The sequence below is a fragment of the Seohaeicola zhoushanensis genome (assembly GCF_014656415.1).
In the GTDB taxonomy this organism is placed as follows: Bacteria; Pseudomonadota; Alphaproteobacteria; order Rhodobacterales; family Rhodobacteraceae; genus Seohaeicola_A; species Seohaeicola_A zhoushanensis.
Window position 1 is genome coordinate 82,111 of record NZ_BNCJ01000017.1, and the last position, 13,838, is coordinate 95,948.

The following is a 13,838-nucleotide window of genomic DNA, read 5'->3' on the forward strand; positions in this document are numbered from 1 at the left end:
AACGGAGGGGCGTTTTGCTTGGAGACCAGCTATCGCCCGGTCAGCCGCTCAAGCGCATCCCGGAACCGATACCAGCCAGTCATCGCCGGCAGGAACCAGGGCGTTTCGCGGTAGAAGGGCATCGAGGGGAAATCGAGGTTCCAGAACGCCGACCGCGCGCCCCCGGCCAGCGCCTCGCCGGCGCGGTGCCCGAGGTAGCTCTGCATCGCCACCCCCGACCCGTTGCACCCCAGCGCATAGGCCAGCCCCTCGTGCTCGCCCAGGTGCGGCAGCAGGTCGAAGGTGAAGGCGATCTGCCCCGACCAGGCGTAACGAATGGCGATGCCCCGCGTCTCGGGAAAGACCGCATGCAACCGCCCGGCCAGCTCCCCGGTCAGCGCAGAGGCATCCCGCACCCGCAGGCTCGCCCGCCCGCCAAACAGGATACGCCGCCCGTCCGGCGTCGGGCGGAAGTAGCTGAGCAGCCGCCGGCTGTCGACGGCGGTGCGTCCCTCGGGCAGCAGCCGCCCGATCAGCCCCTCGGGCAGCGGGTCGGTCACCACGATATAGCTCGCCGCCGGGATCACCCGCCGCCGCACCCAGGGGGCGAGACCGTCGGAATAGCCATTGGTGGCGATCAGCACCTGGTCGCAGGCGATGCTCCACCCGCCCGCCTGCACCTGCCAGCCGCTCCCGGTCCGCGTCAGCCCGGTCACGCGCGTCCGGCCGCACAGCACCGCGCCCCTCGCCTCGGCCAGGTCGACCAGCCCCTGCAGGTATCTGCCGGGATGCAGCTGCCCCGCCCGCGCGATGGTCATCGCACCGTGGTAGAGGTCCGACCCGATCACCTGGCGCTGCGTCGCGCGGTCATGGAGCCGCACGCCGTCGCGCACCATGTTCGCCGCCTTGCCTTTCATCGCCTCGAAATGCCCCGGCAGCGCCGCACAGACCACGCGCCCCGAGCGGCGATACTGCGCATCGCGCGGCAGTGCTGCCGCTTGCGCCTCGACGAAATCGAACGAGGCTGCAGCCTCCTCCTTCAGCGCCTGGAACACGCCCTCGGGCAAGCGCTGCTCCAGCGGCGAGCGCACCTTCGAGGCCGAGGCCCCCTTGCCCAGGTTCACCCCGCTCGACACATGCCCCGCGTTTCGGCTGCTGGCGCCGCTGCCAAAGGCCTCGGCCTCCAGCACAACCACGCCCACCCCTGCCGCGCGCAGCGCGATGGCGGCGTTCAGCCCGGTAAAGCCGCCCCCGACGATGACCACGTCGGTCCGCGCGGGCGGCTGGTGACCCAGGTGGCGCGGCGGTGTCTCGTCCCACCAGTAGGGCGTCAGGATCAGGCTCATGCGTCACTCCTTCGCGCCCGGGCGGGGCGCGCGTCGACCGCCAGTTGAGCCGCCGCCCACCCAGGGCGTCAAATATCAAGTCCGGCGAATATCATTCCGCGAACTCATGACCGCCGCCTTCGGTACCCCGTTTGCAACCATCTGAATTTGCGAGGATTTGCGCGCCGAAATATTCATAACCTCTGGTAATAATTTGGTCGCCATTCGCAATTTGCCGCCCCCTTCTCAGGCTGGCTAGGTAGGCCCGACAGCAGGGTGAACCCCCCGCCCCCGGAACGCATTGCAGGACCACTCCCCCATGACGCCCGTCCCCCTCACGACCCCGGACCAGACCCCCGCGGAGCGCCGCGCGACCATCGAGGCGGCGCCGATGCCCTCCTCGATCCCGGCGCTGCTCGACGCGGCGGCCGATGACTGCCCCGAGGCGGTTCTGTGGGAGTTCTTCGACGATCGCACCGAAGCAACCTATGCCGAGGTCGCACGGGACAGCCGCCGCATGGGCGCGCTGCTGGCGGCCGAGGGCATCTGGCGCGGCGACCGGGTCGCGGTGATGATCCCGAACCTGCCCGAGATGCCGCTCGCCTGGCTGGGTCTTGCCCGCATCGGCGCGGTGATGGTGCCGGTCAATACCCGCTCCTCGGCCCGCGAACTGGCCTATGCCGTCGGGAACTCCGGCGCGCGCCTGTTGCTGATCCACCAGGACCTGGCGGCAATCCTCGAGGACGGCGATCTCGACGCGCGGGTGATCATTGTCGGCTCGCCCGACTGGCAGCGCCGCTTCGCCAACGCCCGGGCCGAGGACTGCCCGGCTCCGGCGCTCGACCCCGACACGCTGGTCAATATTCAATACACATCCGGCACCACCGGCCTGCCCAAGGGCTGCCTGCTGACCCATCGCTACTGGCTCACCACCGGCATGGTGAACGCCTGGCGCGACGGTCACCGCTTCCGCCGCATCCTCGCCACCACGCCCTTCACCTACATGGACCCGCAGTGGCTGCTGCTGATGGCGATCTACCAGCGCGGCACGCTTGTGGTCGGCCGCAAGCAGAGCGCCACGCGCTTCTCCAAATGGCTGTCCGAGCATCGCATCGAATTCTGTCTCTTCCCCGAGGCCGCCAGCAAGCAGCCGCCCGCGCCGCATGACGCGAAGAACGCGGTCGTGCGGGCCAACATCTACGGCGTCCGCGCCTCGGCCCATGCCGAAATCGAGGCGCGCTATGGCTTCCGGGCCCGCGAGGCCTTCGGCATGACCGAGATCGGCTCGGGCATGTATGTCCCGCTCGAAGCCGAAGAGATGACCGGCTCGGGCACCTGTGGCTTGCCGTCGCCCTTCCGCGAGACGAAGATCGTCGACGAGACCGGGGCCGAGGTCGGCGCGGGCGAGACCGGCGAACTGCTGGTGCGCGGTCCGGGCATCTTCCTCGGCTATCACCAGAACCCCGAGGCGACGGCGGCATCGCTCCGCGATGGCTGGTTCCACACCGGCGACCTCTTCCGCAAGGACGCCGCCGGCTTCCACTACATCGTCGGGCGCAAGAAGGACATGATCCGCCGCTCGGGCGAGAACATCGCCTGCCGCGAGGTCGAAGGCGTGCTGCGCGACATGGAGGAGATCGAGGAAGTTGCCCTCGTGCCGGTCCCCGACGATATGCGCGGCGAAGAGGTCAAGGCCTTCCTGACCCTGCAAGAGGGCCAGCAGCCCGACGAGGCCCTGGTCGCCCGGATCGTCGCCTATGCCGAGAAGCGGCTCGCCGCCTTCAAGGTGCCCCGCTACTTCGAATTTATCGACGAGATGCCCCGCACCACCTCGTTCAAGGTCGCCAAGACCGAACTGGCCCGCGCCCGTGTCGACCAGCGCCTCGGCGCCTTCGACCGGGTCGACCGGGTCTGGCGCTGAGGAGACAGCCCATGATCATCGACTACGGCGCCACCCCGCCCATCCCCGAACTCTCGCTCTCGAACGGCAGCCACCTGGCGAACTATCGCCGCGTCTATGCCGCCTCCGAAACCGCCGCCGAGCGCGGGCAGATGACGCTGGACGACTGGTTCGCCGCCGCCGACGAGGCGGGCATCGGCCTGACCGTCATCAAGGGCCGCGACGTCGAGACGACCTTCGGCGGCCGGGTCACCAACGAGGCCGTGGCCGAGGTGGTGCGCGCGCACCCCGCGCGCTTCATCGGCTTTGCGGGAGTAGACCCTAACAAGGGCATGACCGCGCTGCGCGAACTGGAATACGCCGTCACCGAACTCGGCCTCAGGGGGCTGAACCTGCAGTGCTTCGAGCACCGTCTCGCCATCGACGACCGCCGCATGTACCCGCTCTACGCCAAGTGCATCGAGCTCGACATTCCGGTGAACATCCACGTCGGCATCAACTTCTCGCTGAACTCCTCGCCCGAATTCGGCCGCCCGATGATGCTCGACCGGGTGCTCTGCGACTTCCCCGAACTGCGCGTCTGCGCCGCCCCGCCGGGCTGGCCCTGGGTCGAGGAACTGCTCGCCGTCGCCTGGCGGCACCCGAACCTCTCCATCGGCCTCGTCGCGGCCCGGCCCCGGTTGCTGGCGGTCGAACACTCGGGCTACGGCGCGCTGCTGCAATATGGCCGCACCATCCTCAGGGACCGCATGATCGTCGGCACCGCCTGGCCGATGATGCCGATGAAACGGGTGATCGACGAGGTGCGCGCCCTGCCGATCGAGGCCGATATCGCCGACCGCTGGCTGGGCGGCAACGCCAGGGCATTCCTGCGGTTGTGAGCATCCGCCCGAAGGCGCTACCACCGCCCGGAGGGGACATGGAGAGGAGAACCGAGACGTGAGTGATGACGACCTTTGCCGCCTGTCGGCGACCGAGCTGCTGCCGCGCCTGCGCAGCGGCGCGCTGACCTCCGCCCGCCTGATGCGCGCGGTGCTCGACCGCATCGACCGGCTCGACACCGCGACCAACGGCATCACCCATCTCGACCCCGAGGCCGCCATGGCCGGGGCCGAGGCGCTGGACGCACTCCTCGCCAAAGGCGAGGCGCCGGGTGCGCTGCACGGCATCCCGGTCACCGTCAAGGACCTGCTCCGCGTCCGCGGCCTGCCGATGGAGATGGCCTCCTACGCCTTCGAGGGCCAGGTCGCCGAGGACGACGCCGAAGGCATCGCGCGCCTGCGTCGCGCTGGCGCGTTGCCCTTCGCCAAATCCGCCACGCCCGAGTTCGGCCACAAGGTGCTGACCGACAGCCCGATCGCCGGCATCAGCCGCAACCCCTGGGACACCAGTCACAGCTGCGGCGGCTCCTCCGGCGGCGCGGGCATCGCCGCGGCGATGGGTTTCGGCCCGATCCACATCACCTCCGACGGCGCCGGTTCCGGTCGCATCCCCGCCTCGGCCTGCGGCGTCGCCGGCCTGAAACCGACCTGGAGCGCCATCCCCCACGAGACCACCTCCGACGTCTTCGGCTCGCTCACCGTCATCGGCGTCATGGCCCGCACGGTTCCCGACCTGGTTCTCGGCTTCAACGCCATGAAGGGCCCCGACCGGCGCGACCCGATGTCCTTCGGTTCCGCGACGCCTCCCGTCGCGCTGCCGGCCGACCCCGTCGCCGCCCTGCGTGGCCTGCGCTTCCGCCTGGTGATGCGCACTGTCAACGACTGGGTCGACCCCGAGGTCGAAGCCGCCGTGCTGGATGCCGTCGCCCGGCTGACCGACGCCGGCGCGGTCAACGTTGGCCAGATCGACGACCCGGTCCACGACATCGGCAACGCCCTGATCGTCATGCGCGCCTATCAATACGCCCGCTTCGGCCACCTCATGGGCGAGTTCGCCGACCGCATGGATCGCACCGCGCGCCTCTCGCTCACCCCCGGCCCGCAGCACACCTACGACGCGCTTGCCAATGCCCAGCGTGCCCGGACCGAGATCTTCCGCGAGGTCGAGCGCCAGTTCGACGGCGCCGACATCTACATCACGCCGACCATCGCCGCCCCCTCGCTGCCCGCCGACCAGGCCCAGGATGGCCCGCTGGTGACCGACGGCATCGACCGCGGCCCGCTGCGCGAGGCCTGGTATCCCTACACCATCCCGCAGAACGCCAGTGGCCATCCGGCGATGTCGGTGCCGGTCGGCATGTCCTCGGGCGGGATTCCCATCGGGATGCAGATCGTCGGCCCCTGGCACAGCGAACAGCGCCTGCTTGCCGTCGCCGCCGCCGTCGAGGCGCTGATGCCCTGGGCGCATCGCTGGCCGCCCGCCGCCTGACGCCGCGCCGGGGGGCTGTTGCGCCCCGGCCCGATGCCGCTAGGGTTCGCGCCGAGGGAGACCCGCCGAATGCGCATCACACACCGCCAGCTCGAAGCCTTCATCCAGTTCATGGAAACCGGCACCGTCACCGCAGCCGCCGACCGGATGCTGGTGACCCAGCCCGCCATGAGCAAGATGCTGGCGGGCCTGGAAATCGACCTGAACCTGGCCCTGTTCCAGCGGGAGAAGCGCCGGCTCATTCCCACCGACAAGGCGCGCCTGCTCTACAAGGAGGTGCGCCGCCTGTTCGCCTCGCTCGCCGATGTCGAACGCTTCGCCGACGACCTGCGCAGTTTCCGCACCGGCGAGCTGCGCATCATCACCGGTTCCACCCTCGGCCTGACGCTGGCCGCCGACGCCCTCGCCGAGTTCTGCAAGGAGAACCCCGAGGTCGACGTGCTGATGGACATGTCCTCCAACGTCGGCCCCGACATGCTCGCCACCAATGTCGACATCGGCTTCTCGGTCACCCAGTTCCAGCACCCGGCGCTGAAGATCGAGCCGCTGTTCCACGTCAGCTCGGTCTGCGTCGTGCACCGCGACCATCCGCTCGCCGGCCGCGAACGGCTGGGGCCAAGGGATCTCGAGGGCGAGGAATTCATCTCCTTCACCCGCGACACCCGGATGCGCCATATCACAGACGGGGTCTTCGAACAGCACCGCGTCGCCCGGAAGATGCGGATCGAGGTCTTTGCCTCGGCCGAGGCGAATGCGCTGGTCTCGCGCGGGGTAGGGGTGGCCATCGTCGAGCCGCTGGGCGTGCGGCAGAACTTCTGGCCCGACGTGGTGGCGATCCCCTTCGATCCACCCATCGAGTTCACCTTCTCGGCCTTCCGCCCGCGCGACCGCATCGCCTCGCCGCTTGCGAACCGGTTCATGGAGATGCTCCGCCTGCACATCCGGCGGATGGACGAGGGCGCGAGCCATCGGCCCGAATGGATGGAGATGCGCCTTCCGGGCCGCGCCCGCCCGAACGATCCGGACGAGGCCTAGCCCTTGCTCAGCCGGTCCGCCTTCTTGCGCACCAGCACCGTGCGCAGGTCGTGCATCGCCATCAGCAGCGCGTCCGTCACCTCCTCCAGCTGGTCGTCGCTGGCCTTGGACTGCGCCCATTGCGTGGTGAGGTTCAGGTGATCCACCGCGCGGTGGATGTCGTCGATCTCGCGCCGCGCAAGCAGTTCGGCGCGGCGGTCCATCCAGGCGCGGATTTCGGCCATGTCCGCCTCGGAGAGGCTGCGCTCGCCATGCGCCTTCACCTCGCCGTTCTTCATGTTGACGACGGCGATCTGGTCCATCTCGATCCGCCGCTGGCGGTTCTCGGTGTCGATGCGGAACACCGCCGCGCCGTTCTCGCGCACGCGGAAGTAATACTCTGGCAGTTCTGTCGACATGCGCCCCCGGACGTCCCCTCTGCGGTCAGGCGACACTAGCAGCCCCTCGGCGGCTGTCCATAGGCCGGCCCCGCGCCATCGGTGATCCGCTTCACTGACAGCCGAGTCGCGCCGTGGCAGTCTGATCCTGTCGGAGCATCGCCCGCCACGGATCAGACCGCAGGGCAGGGGACGCTCCTCGGGGCAGATCGTCCCGGCACGTCGAAGGCCCCGCGCGGCGCTTTCCCGACCGCGCACCCAGGGGTGAACGGAAAGCAACCGAGAAAGGTGAGAGGTCATGGACAACTTCATTCTTCGGGCTTTGGGACTGTTCGCCGCCATTGCCCTTCCCGCGGCATCCGCCAGCGCCCAGCAGGCCCGCAACTGCGGCCCCCGCGCGGCGGTGGTCGAGACGCTGGGCGAGAAATACGGGGAAAGCCGGCAAGGCATCGGTCTCGACGACCGCGGCGCCATGCTCGAGATCTTCGCCTCGGCCGAATCCGGCAGCTGGACGATCACGCTTACCGCGCCGAACGGCCAGACCTGCCTGATCGCTTCGGGCCAGTCCTTCGAGAAGCTGGCCGAGATGCAGCCCACAGGCAACGGCGCCTGAGCCCTTCGGCTCAGGCCCCTGGTATCGCCTTCCGGCTCAGCTCAGGGCGGCGCAGAAGTCCTGGATCCGGGTGCAGGCTTCCTTGAGGTTCTCGTCCGAGGTCGCATAGCTGATGCGGAAGTTCGGCGAGAGGCCGAAGGCCGCGCCGAAGACCACGGCCACGCCGGTTTCCTCCAGCAGCGCCGTGGCGAAATCCTCGTCGTTCGAGATCAGCTTGCCGCCCTTGGTGGTCTTGCCGATCAGCCCCTTGATCGAGGGGTAGACATAGAAGGCCCCCTCGGGACGCGGGCAGGTCATGCCCTCGATCTGGTTCAGCATCCCGACCACCAGGTCGCGGCGGCGCTTGAACAGTTCGGCGTTCGGCGCGAGGTAGTCCTGCGGCCCGTTCAGCGCCTCGACCGCCGCCCACTGGCTGATGGTGCAGGGGTTCGAGGTCGACTGCGACTGCACCTTGCGCATCGCGTCGATCAGCGGCTTGGGCCCGGCCGCATAGCCGATCCGCCAGCCGGTCATCGCATAGGCCTTGGATACGCCGTTGCAGGTCAGCGTGCGCTCGTAGAGGCCCGGCTCCACCTCGGCGGGCGAGCAGAACTCGAAATCGTCATAGGCCAGGTGCTCGTACATGTCGTCCGACATCACCCAGACGTGCGGATGGCGCATCAGCACGTCGGTCAGCGCCTTGAGCTGCTTGCGCGAATAGCCCGCGCCGGTTGGGTTCGACGGCGAGTTGAAGATGAACCACTTGGTCTTCGGCGTGATCGCCGCCTCGAGCTGTTCGGGCGTGATCTTGAAGGCGTTCTCCAGCGTCGCCTCGATCGCCACCGGCGTGCCGCCGGCCAGCAGCACCATGTCCGGGTAGCTCACCCAGTAGGGCGCGGGAATGATCACCTCGTCGCCCGGATTCAGCGTCGCCATCAGCGCGTTGTAGAGGTTCTGCTTGCCGCCCGACCCGACGCTGATCTGGTTCGGGACGTAGGTCAGCCCGTTCTCGCGCTTGAACTTGGCGCAGATCGCGGCCTTCAGCTCGGGGATCCCGTCGGGCGCGGTATACTTGGTCTTGCCTGCGTTGATCGCGGCAATCGCCGCGTCCTTGATGTTCTGCGGCGTGTCGAAATCGGGCTCGCCGGCGCCAAGGCCGATGACATCGCGGCCGGCGGCCTTGAGCTCGGCGGCCATCGTGGTGACGGCAATGGTCGGCGAGGGTTTCACGCGGGCCAGGGTATCGGACAGGAAGGACAAGGCGCACCTCGGTTTGTAAATTGGGCGCTCTTGTCATAGGGTGGCCCCCGAGGACGTTCAAGCGACATCACCCGAGCCCCAAGGAGGACACCATGCCCGACGAGACAGGCGACTGGTTCGCCGAAGACGTCGCCACCTTCGGCGACCGCATTTCCGGCGCGCGCGAGGCCGCCGGCATGACCCAGGCCGAACTCGCCCGCCGGCTCGGCGTGAACAAGACCACGCTCGCCGCCTGGGAGGACGACCGCTCCGACCCGCGCGCCAATCGCCTGGCGATGCTGGCGGGGATGCTCAACGTCTCGGTCAGCTGGCTGCTGACCGGCAAGGGCGACGGCGTGCCGGCGCCCGGCGACCGCCCCTCGCCCGACCGCGAGGCGCGCGAGGTGATAACCGAACTGCGGGGCCTGCGCGAGGCGATGCGCGCAACCGCGGAACGCGCCGACAAGCTCGAGGCGCGCCTGGACAAGCTGCTGGAGGCACAGGACAATTGGTAACCGAAACCCGTGAGCATCGCATCAAGCGGCTCCGTATGCGCGCCATGCGGCGCGGTATCCGCGAGATGGACCTGATCCTGTCGGCCTGGGCCGACATCCATCTCGACGCGCTGCCCGAAGACCGTCTCGACCTGTTCGACGCGCTGCTCTCCGAGAACGACCAGGACCTCTATGCCTGGGTCACCGGCCGTGACCCCGCGCCGGAACGCTTTGCCGCCATGGTCGACGACGTGGCCCAGATCTTCCAGAAACAGGGCTAGGACGGCTTAACCGAAAATTCGGTATTTCCGGTCATGCTCCGCTCGGGCAGTCAATGTCGGGGTAACGGATGAACATCGGAACGTACCTGGGCGATGCGCCGGCCAAGGGCTTCATGTCCGGCTATCTCGAGGCGCTGTCGCTGGTCGAACGCCTGCATCGCCTCCTGCTCGACGTCATCAAGGACGAGTTCGAGCGGGTTGGCATGCTGGACATCAACGCCGTGCAGGCGCTGCTGCTGTTCAACATCGGCGATAACGAGGTGACGGCGGGCGAACTTAAGACGCGCGGCTACTACCAGGGCAGCAACGTCAGCTACAACCTCAAGAGGTTTGTGAAAGATACGGATATGGGGGTGGGTATCGAGGCCGATGGCGACTGGGCCACCCCCGATGGGGGGAAGAGGCGGCAGGCACTCATACGTATATGCACTCAGATTTTTCACCCAAAAGTTCGACCGGCTTACTCGAGCACACTCAGAGCACACTCCGAGACCCCCTACGTTCCCCCCGGTCCCCCTACATCGCCGAGGAGCAAGCGGAGTTGAACTCGCTGCCTACTTCGGGTCCTCTCGAGGTCGGCGGCGTCCGCCACCCTTGCAGCCTCGGTGGGCTCCGGGTGCGGCGCCCATCCCAACTGGAAGGTGGCAACCTTGAAGCTGAAAGAGATCGGCCCCGAGGCCAGCGACGAACCCGACCGCGACACCCTGCGTTGGATGGTTTTGGACTATCGCCAATTCGTGGGGACGAAGGCGGCGTTTAACCTTGAGCATGTATGGTGGCCAGGCGAGTTCGAGACGAAGGACGAGGAGCGCGACTTCTACTTTAACGACTTCGCGGTACCTGATCCCTACGAGGAGGTCTTGCAGCGGAACGACGAGACCGTTGACCGGCTCGCGGGTGCGCTCGTGGAGGTCCAAGATCTCCGGTCCTCGCGAAACACTTGGCGGGTGCTCGCGGTGGCCGCTGCTGTGCCTTACCTTGTGCTCTGGTATCTCTGGAGGACCGCCGGGTGAGGTCGCCCCAGTTGCCCTAGAAGAGCCCCTCGTCGGTCCCCTGGGGCGCGGTGATCAGGGTGTCATCGCTGGGCTTCCTCGCTTTGCCCTCGAGTTGGAAGTCGAGGAGGCCTCTTGCCTTCATTCGCGAGCACACGTCCTTCACGTGCGTCTCCTTGAGGGGGAACTGCTCCATGAGCAAGAGGGCGAGGGTGCCGAAATCGATGGCATGTTCACGGGCCAGTATCTCCGAGATCCGCTCCTCGGCCAAATCGAGGTATCTCTTGCACCCGACGCCGCGTTCTCCTTGCTCGTAGGAAGCGAAGTATTCTGAAGTAAACAGCATGCCTTGACCGGTCAGGAACGCCTTGGCTTCCCGGCGGATCTTGAACTCCTCTTGTTCGACCTTGGCGTGTACGTCCCGGAACACCTTCACCCCTTCGGGCCGTCTGGTTCCGAGCATCAGGCGCATCTTCTCCCTGTTCACGCCGTTCTTGAGTATCGAGAAGTCGGGTAGGTAGTTCGCCACGCCGCGAGACCGGAAGGCGTCCTTCAACAGGTGGAGGACCTTGAGATCCCCTCTCATGTCGTCTGGAAGCTGCTGGGCGGTTCGTTCCCAATCCGGGTCGCCCACAAACTCCCCGAACTGATGGGCGACCTTGGGGTTGACTGAGTGTCTGGCGACTTCCTCTGTCATGAAGTTGAACAGGAAGTCTCCTCCTCGCTCCATGAGAAAGTCGCAGACCTCGGATACCCGCACCACCCAGTTCGTCGGGTCGATGAACGTGAAGGTGTAGCCATCCGGGAGACGCTGGGCGATCCCCTCGAGGTTGTCTTCGAATGCGCCACCGAAGACGTGAATTTCGATGCCGCTCTTCCCCGCTGCATATTCGCGGAGGCGTCGTTCGCTTTCCGGGTCCTTTTCGCAGAGGCAGAAGCGCAACTTCAGCTTCCCGCCCCGGCGCTCTTCCACGAACTTGCGGACGACTTCCAGCAACTCGACGGCCACACCGAAGGAGGCGTCCGAGCACCCTTGATCGTCGCGGATGTTCCACGGTCCCGCGAACCCATCCACATAATTGAAGGCGCCCCAGCCCCCCATCATGATCTTCACTGCGAGGGTCTCGAGGTAGCGCCTGAGGAATACGTGCTTGATGTAGGTCTGCTCTCGACCCACATAGAAATCGTTTGGTCCGTTCATGCTGCGTTAATTTCCAACAAAATCGATTCAGGTACTATCTGCCACGGGAAGCCGTTCCACTCTTCCCCGTCAAGGATGCGCCCACCACTCTTCGGTCGGGGGCCTCCCCACTGCTTGAAAAAAAATGCCGTTCCGTAGCGGTCGCAGATCGTGCGGATTTCTCTCGCCCACTCGGCTTCCATTGGACGTGCTCTGGGTCCGCTCTCGCCTCCGACGATAGCCCATGCGATCCCTGACAGGTTCACGGCCCCCACCGGGCTGAGGAGGGGCTCGAAGGAGATGAACCGCGCCGGTGAGTTTACTTCCTGAAGGTGCCGAATGCGGGACACATGCGCCGCGTCCTCCACCGATACACCGAGCCAGATGTGGCTTGGCACTTCTCGGCCACCGTAGCGCCGCTGGATGTAAGACCGCATCAGCGAGCTTCGCTTGGTCAGAACCTGATAGACGTGCCAGTTGGCCGTCTCCATCGCATCGAAGACCCGGTCGATGTATTCGCGCGGCACTCGCTTGTGAAAAAGGTCGCTCATGCTGTTCACGAAGATCATCCGGGGTTTCTTCCAGAGCGCTGGTTGGGCCAGCCGAGAAGGCCATAGGCGGAGATCGAAGCCCTGCTCATACGGGTGGCCCTCCAAGCCGCGCCATCTCTCTGCGAACCGCTCAGCGTAGCAGTTGTCACAGCCTGGGCCGATCTTCGTGCACCCCGTCACGGGGTTCCACGTCGCGTCTGTCCACTCGATCTGGGATTTCTGTGCCATGCTCGCCAACCGCCCTTTTGGGTCGAGTGTACACCAGATGCTGCCTCGGGGAAGCCCGGTGTTCACCTTGTGTGCTCCCCTGTGGCCGGTCGGCTCTCTCGACCTCGGGCGGGTGGCTGCCAACCAAGAGGTTCCGTGCTCGGCTGGTGAGGCCGAACCGCTCGACGTATTCCATGAGAACAGCCTCGAGTTCGACGACGTAGTGGACGTGCGGAGAGGGCGTGTGGTTGTGGTCCATCGCGCCACGATAGGGCTCGGCGGTTAACGAGGTCTTAACGTGGCGCACCTTCTTGGAGGCGGCTCGTGTATGACCGAAGATTGGGAAAGTGAACCATCGGTTTGTTGGGAGCTCTGCGCGTCCCAACTTCAGATGCTCAACGATGTGTGTTGCGAAAACGTCACTGTTATGTTAAGTGAAATTCCTGGACCCGCTTTCTCTCAACGACACTGCGAGTTCAGATTTCGAGCGTACGATTCATTGAAGATGCATGGGGGAAGGCGAATGATACTCAAGAGATTCGTAGCGGCCGCAATTCTCGGCGTGGCGCTTCACATGTCAGTTTCCAGTGCTTCAGCATCTACAGTGGCTTTCGACAGCACAGGGAGTTCTCTGGCACCTGGCTCGCTTGTCGTTATTAATTACCTTGATCAAGGGTTAGTTTTTACATCGGCAGTTGGCGGACTGCTCAGCCGTGTTGATGCGTTGTTCGAGCTTGCCGCACCTACGCCTCAAACGGTTACTCTGACGCTCTATTCTTTTGGCGGCGGGGCGCTCGGAAGTGCGATGGACAGCGCAAGTGCAGTCTTAAGTTCCGGCGGGCAGACGCTGGAGTTTACGGGATGGACAGCGGCCCTTGTCGCCGGCCAAAGTTATGGTTTGATTGCGTCGACGCCGAGCACTTATTCGTTGGGGTGGGATTTCACTTCGGATCCGGTAAGCGGTAGTCTGGGCCGTTACTACCAATTTTCTGGCAGTCCGCCGGTAGTTCAATCGTCGGCCACTCCGATTGCCAAGGTCACGGTAGATCCTGCGGTTGTACCCCTGCCGGCTGGGGGACCTCTTATCGTATCTGGAATGGTTCTTCTTTTCTTGTTCGGCAAGCAGCGGCGTAGGGCTTAGTGGTGGTCGTGCCGATCCGCCTTGTGAGAGCCACTGAGCTTGAGGGACGAACGGAACTCGTTTCTTAGCGAAACGTGCCTCTGCGATAGCTTCTTGGGCAGCGGTCAGCCACCAGCAAGAGAGTGTCAGATCTTCTGTGTATGAGTGATCCGGTCCATGCTTCTTCGAAAGGAAG

15 protein-coding genes are annotated in these 13,838 nt (G+C 65.9%); 10 read left to right on the forward strand and 5 right to left on the reverse strand.

The features are described 5' to 3' along the window. Positions 1-29: 29 nt before the first annotated feature. Entirely contained in the window at positions 30-1,325 is a 1,296-nt protein-coding gene (locus tag IE266_RS20820) for an NAD(P)/FAD-dependent oxidoreductase (RefSeq protein WP_189682057.1), read from the reverse strand. Between the two features lie 298 nt (positions 1,326-1,623). Between IE266_RS20820 and IE266_RS20825 the strand changes: the two genes are divergently transcribed. The 4 genes from IE266_RS20825 (at position 1,624) to IE266_RS20840 (ending at position 6,609) form a co-directional block, all read left to right on the forward strand. Further along, entirely contained in the window at positions 1,624-3,225 is a 1,602-nt protein-coding gene (locus IE266_RS20825; RefSeq protein WP_189682058.1) for a class I adenylate-forming enzyme family protein, read from the forward strand. A gap of 11 nt (positions 3,226-3,236) precedes the next feature. Continuing rightward, positions 3,237-4,085, forward strand: coding sequence for an amidohydrolase family protein (locus IE266_RS20830; RefSeq protein ID WP_189682059.1), 849 nt, complete (start codon positions 3,237-3,239; stop codon positions 4,083-4,085). 58 nt (positions 4,086-4,143) lie between these two features. Further along, a complete protein-coding gene (locus IE266_RS20835) occupies positions 4,144-5,574 on the forward strand; it encodes an amidase (protein WP_189682060.1) in 1,431 nt (476 codons plus the stop codon). Between the two features lie 69 nt (positions 5,575-5,643). Continuing rightward, positions 5,644-6,609 carry a LysR substrate-binding domain-containing protein gene (locus IE266_RS20840; RefSeq protein WP_189682061.1) on the forward strand — a complete coding sequence of 322 codons (966 nt, stop codon included), beginning with the start codon at positions 5,644-5,646 and terminating at the stop codon, positions 6,607-6,609. Here IE266_RS20840 and IE266_RS20845 read toward each other — a convergent pair. Further along, entirely contained in the window at positions 6,606-7,007 is a 402-nt protein-coding gene (locus tag IE266_RS20845; RefSeq protein WP_189682062.1) for a hypothetical protein, read from the reverse strand. The two genes, IE266_RS20840 and IE266_RS20845, sit on opposite strands and share 4 nt — an antisense overlap. 277 nt (positions 7,008-7,284) lie before the next feature. Between IE266_RS20845 and IE266_RS20850 the strand changes: the two genes are divergently transcribed. After that, on the forward strand, positions 7,285-7,599 hold the full coding sequence (locus IE266_RS20850; protein ID WP_189682063.1) for a hypothetical protein: 315 nt from the start codon (positions 7,285-7,287) through the stop codon (positions 7,597-7,599). A 36-nt stretch (positions 7,600-7,635) separates the two neighbouring features. Here the strand turns inward: IE266_RS20850 and IE266_RS20855 are convergent, their stop codons facing one another. Further along, positions 7,636-8,838 carry a pyridoxal phosphate-dependent aminotransferase gene (locus IE266_RS20855; protein WP_189682064.1) on the reverse strand — a complete coding sequence of 401 codons (1,203 nt, stop codon included), beginning with the start codon at positions 8,836-8,838 and terminating at the stop codon, positions 7,636-7,638. A 92-nt stretch (positions 8,839-8,930) separates the two neighbouring features. Between IE266_RS20855 and IE266_RS20860 the strand changes: the two genes are divergently transcribed. The 4 genes from IE266_RS20860 (at position 8,931) to IE266_RS20875 (ending at position 10,605) form a co-directional block, all read left to right on the forward strand. After that, the gene (locus tag IE266_RS20860; RefSeq protein WP_189682065.1) at positions 8,931-9,332 is read left to right on the forward strand and encodes a helix-turn-helix domain-containing protein; all 402 of its coding nucleotides are present in this window, start codon (positions 8,931-8,933) and stop codon (positions 9,330-9,332) included. 35 nt (positions 9,333-9,367) lie between these two features. Further along, positions 9,368-9,592 carry a succinate dehydrogenase assembly factor 2 gene (locus IE266_RS20865; protein ID WP_189682073.1) on the forward strand — a complete coding sequence of 75 codons (225 nt, stop codon included), beginning with the start codon at positions 9,368-9,370 and terminating at the stop codon, positions 9,590-9,592. 68 nt (positions 9,593-9,660) lie between these two features. Next, positions 9,661-10,137 (forward strand): MarR family transcriptional regulator, encoded by a 477-nt coding sequence (locus IE266_RS26975; RefSeq protein ID WP_229864352.1) that lies wholly within the window; start codon positions 9,661-9,663, stop codon positions 10,135-10,137. Between the two features lie 105 nt (positions 10,138-10,242). Beyond that, a complete protein-coding gene (locus IE266_RS20875) occupies positions 10,243-10,605 on the forward strand; it encodes a hypothetical protein (protein ID WP_189682066.1) in 363 nt (120 codons plus the stop codon). A 16-nt stretch (positions 10,606-10,621) separates the two neighbouring features. Here the strand turns inward: IE266_RS20875 and tcmP are convergent, their stop codons facing one another. Then, a complete protein-coding gene (gene tcmP, locus IE266_RS20880; protein WP_189682067.1) occupies positions 10,622-11,785 on the reverse strand; it encodes a three-Cys-motif partner protein TcmP in 1,164 nt (387 codons plus the stop codon). Continuing rightward, positions 11,782-12,543: a DUF5131 family protein gene (locus tag IE266_RS20885; protein ID WP_189682068.1), complete on the reverse strand. Its 762-nt coding sequence runs from the start codon at positions 12,541-12,543 to the stop codon at positions 11,782-11,784. The genes tcmP and IE266_RS20885 overlap by 4 nt, the downstream gene beginning before the upstream one ends. 502 nt (positions 12,544-13,045) lie before the next feature. Here IE266_RS20885 and IE266_RS20890 point away from each other — a divergent pair. Continuing rightward, positions 13,046-13,663 carry a hypothetical protein gene (locus tag IE266_RS20890; protein ID WP_189682069.1) on the forward strand — a complete coding sequence of 206 codons (618 nt, stop codon included), beginning with the start codon at positions 13,046-13,048 and terminating at the stop codon, positions 13,661-13,663. Positions 13,664-13,838 lie beyond the last annotated feature (175 nt).

Excerpts from the sequence above, each read along its gene's own strand:
- IE266_RS20820 (WP_189682057.1), bottom strand. The coding sequence starts at position 1,325 with ATGAGCCTGATCCTGACGCCCTACTGGTGGGACGAGACACCGCCGCGC.
- IE266_RS20825 (WP_189682058.1), top strand. The coding sequence starts at position 1,624 with ATGACGCCCGTCCCCCTCACGACCCCGGACCAGACCCCCGCGGAGCGC.
- IE266_RS20830 (WP_189682059.1), top strand. The coding sequence starts at position 3,237 with ATGATCATCGACTACGGCGCCACCCCGCCCATCCCCGAACTCTCGCTC.
- IE266_RS20840 (WP_189682061.1), top strand. The coding sequence starts at position 5,644 with ATGCGCATCACACACCGCCAGCTCGAAGCCTTCATCCAGTTCATGGAA.
- IE266_RS20845 (WP_189682062.1), bottom strand. The coding sequence starts at position 7,007 with ATGTCGACAGAACTGCCAGAGTATTACTTCCGCGTGCGCGAGAACGGC.
- IE266_RS20850 (WP_189682063.1), top strand. The coding sequence starts at position 7,285 with ATGGACAACTTCATTCTTCGGGCTTTGGGACTGTTCGCCGCCATTGCC.
- IE266_RS20860 (WP_189682065.1), top strand. The coding sequence starts at position 8,931 with ATGCCCGACGAGACAGGCGACTGGTTCGCCGAAGACGTCGCCACCTTC.
- IE266_RS20865 (WP_189682073.1), top strand. The coding sequence starts at position 9,368 with ATGCGCGCCATGCGGCGCGGTATCCGCGAGATGGACCTGATCCTGTCG.
- IE266_RS26975 (WP_229864352.1), top strand. The coding sequence starts at position 9,661 with ATGAACATCGGAACGTACCTGGGCGATGCGCCGGCCAAGGGCTTCATG.
- tcmP (WP_189682067.1), bottom strand. The coding sequence starts at position 11,785 with ATGAACGGACCAAACGATTTCTATGTGGGTCGAGAGCAGACCTACATC.
- IE266_RS20885 (WP_189682068.1), bottom strand. The coding sequence starts at position 12,543 with ATGGCACAGAAATCCCAGATCGAGTGGACAGACGCGACGTGGAACCCC.
- IE266_RS20890 (WP_189682069.1), top strand. The coding sequence starts at position 13,046 with ATGATACTCAAGAGATTCGTAGCGGCCGCAATTCTCGGCGTGGCGCTT.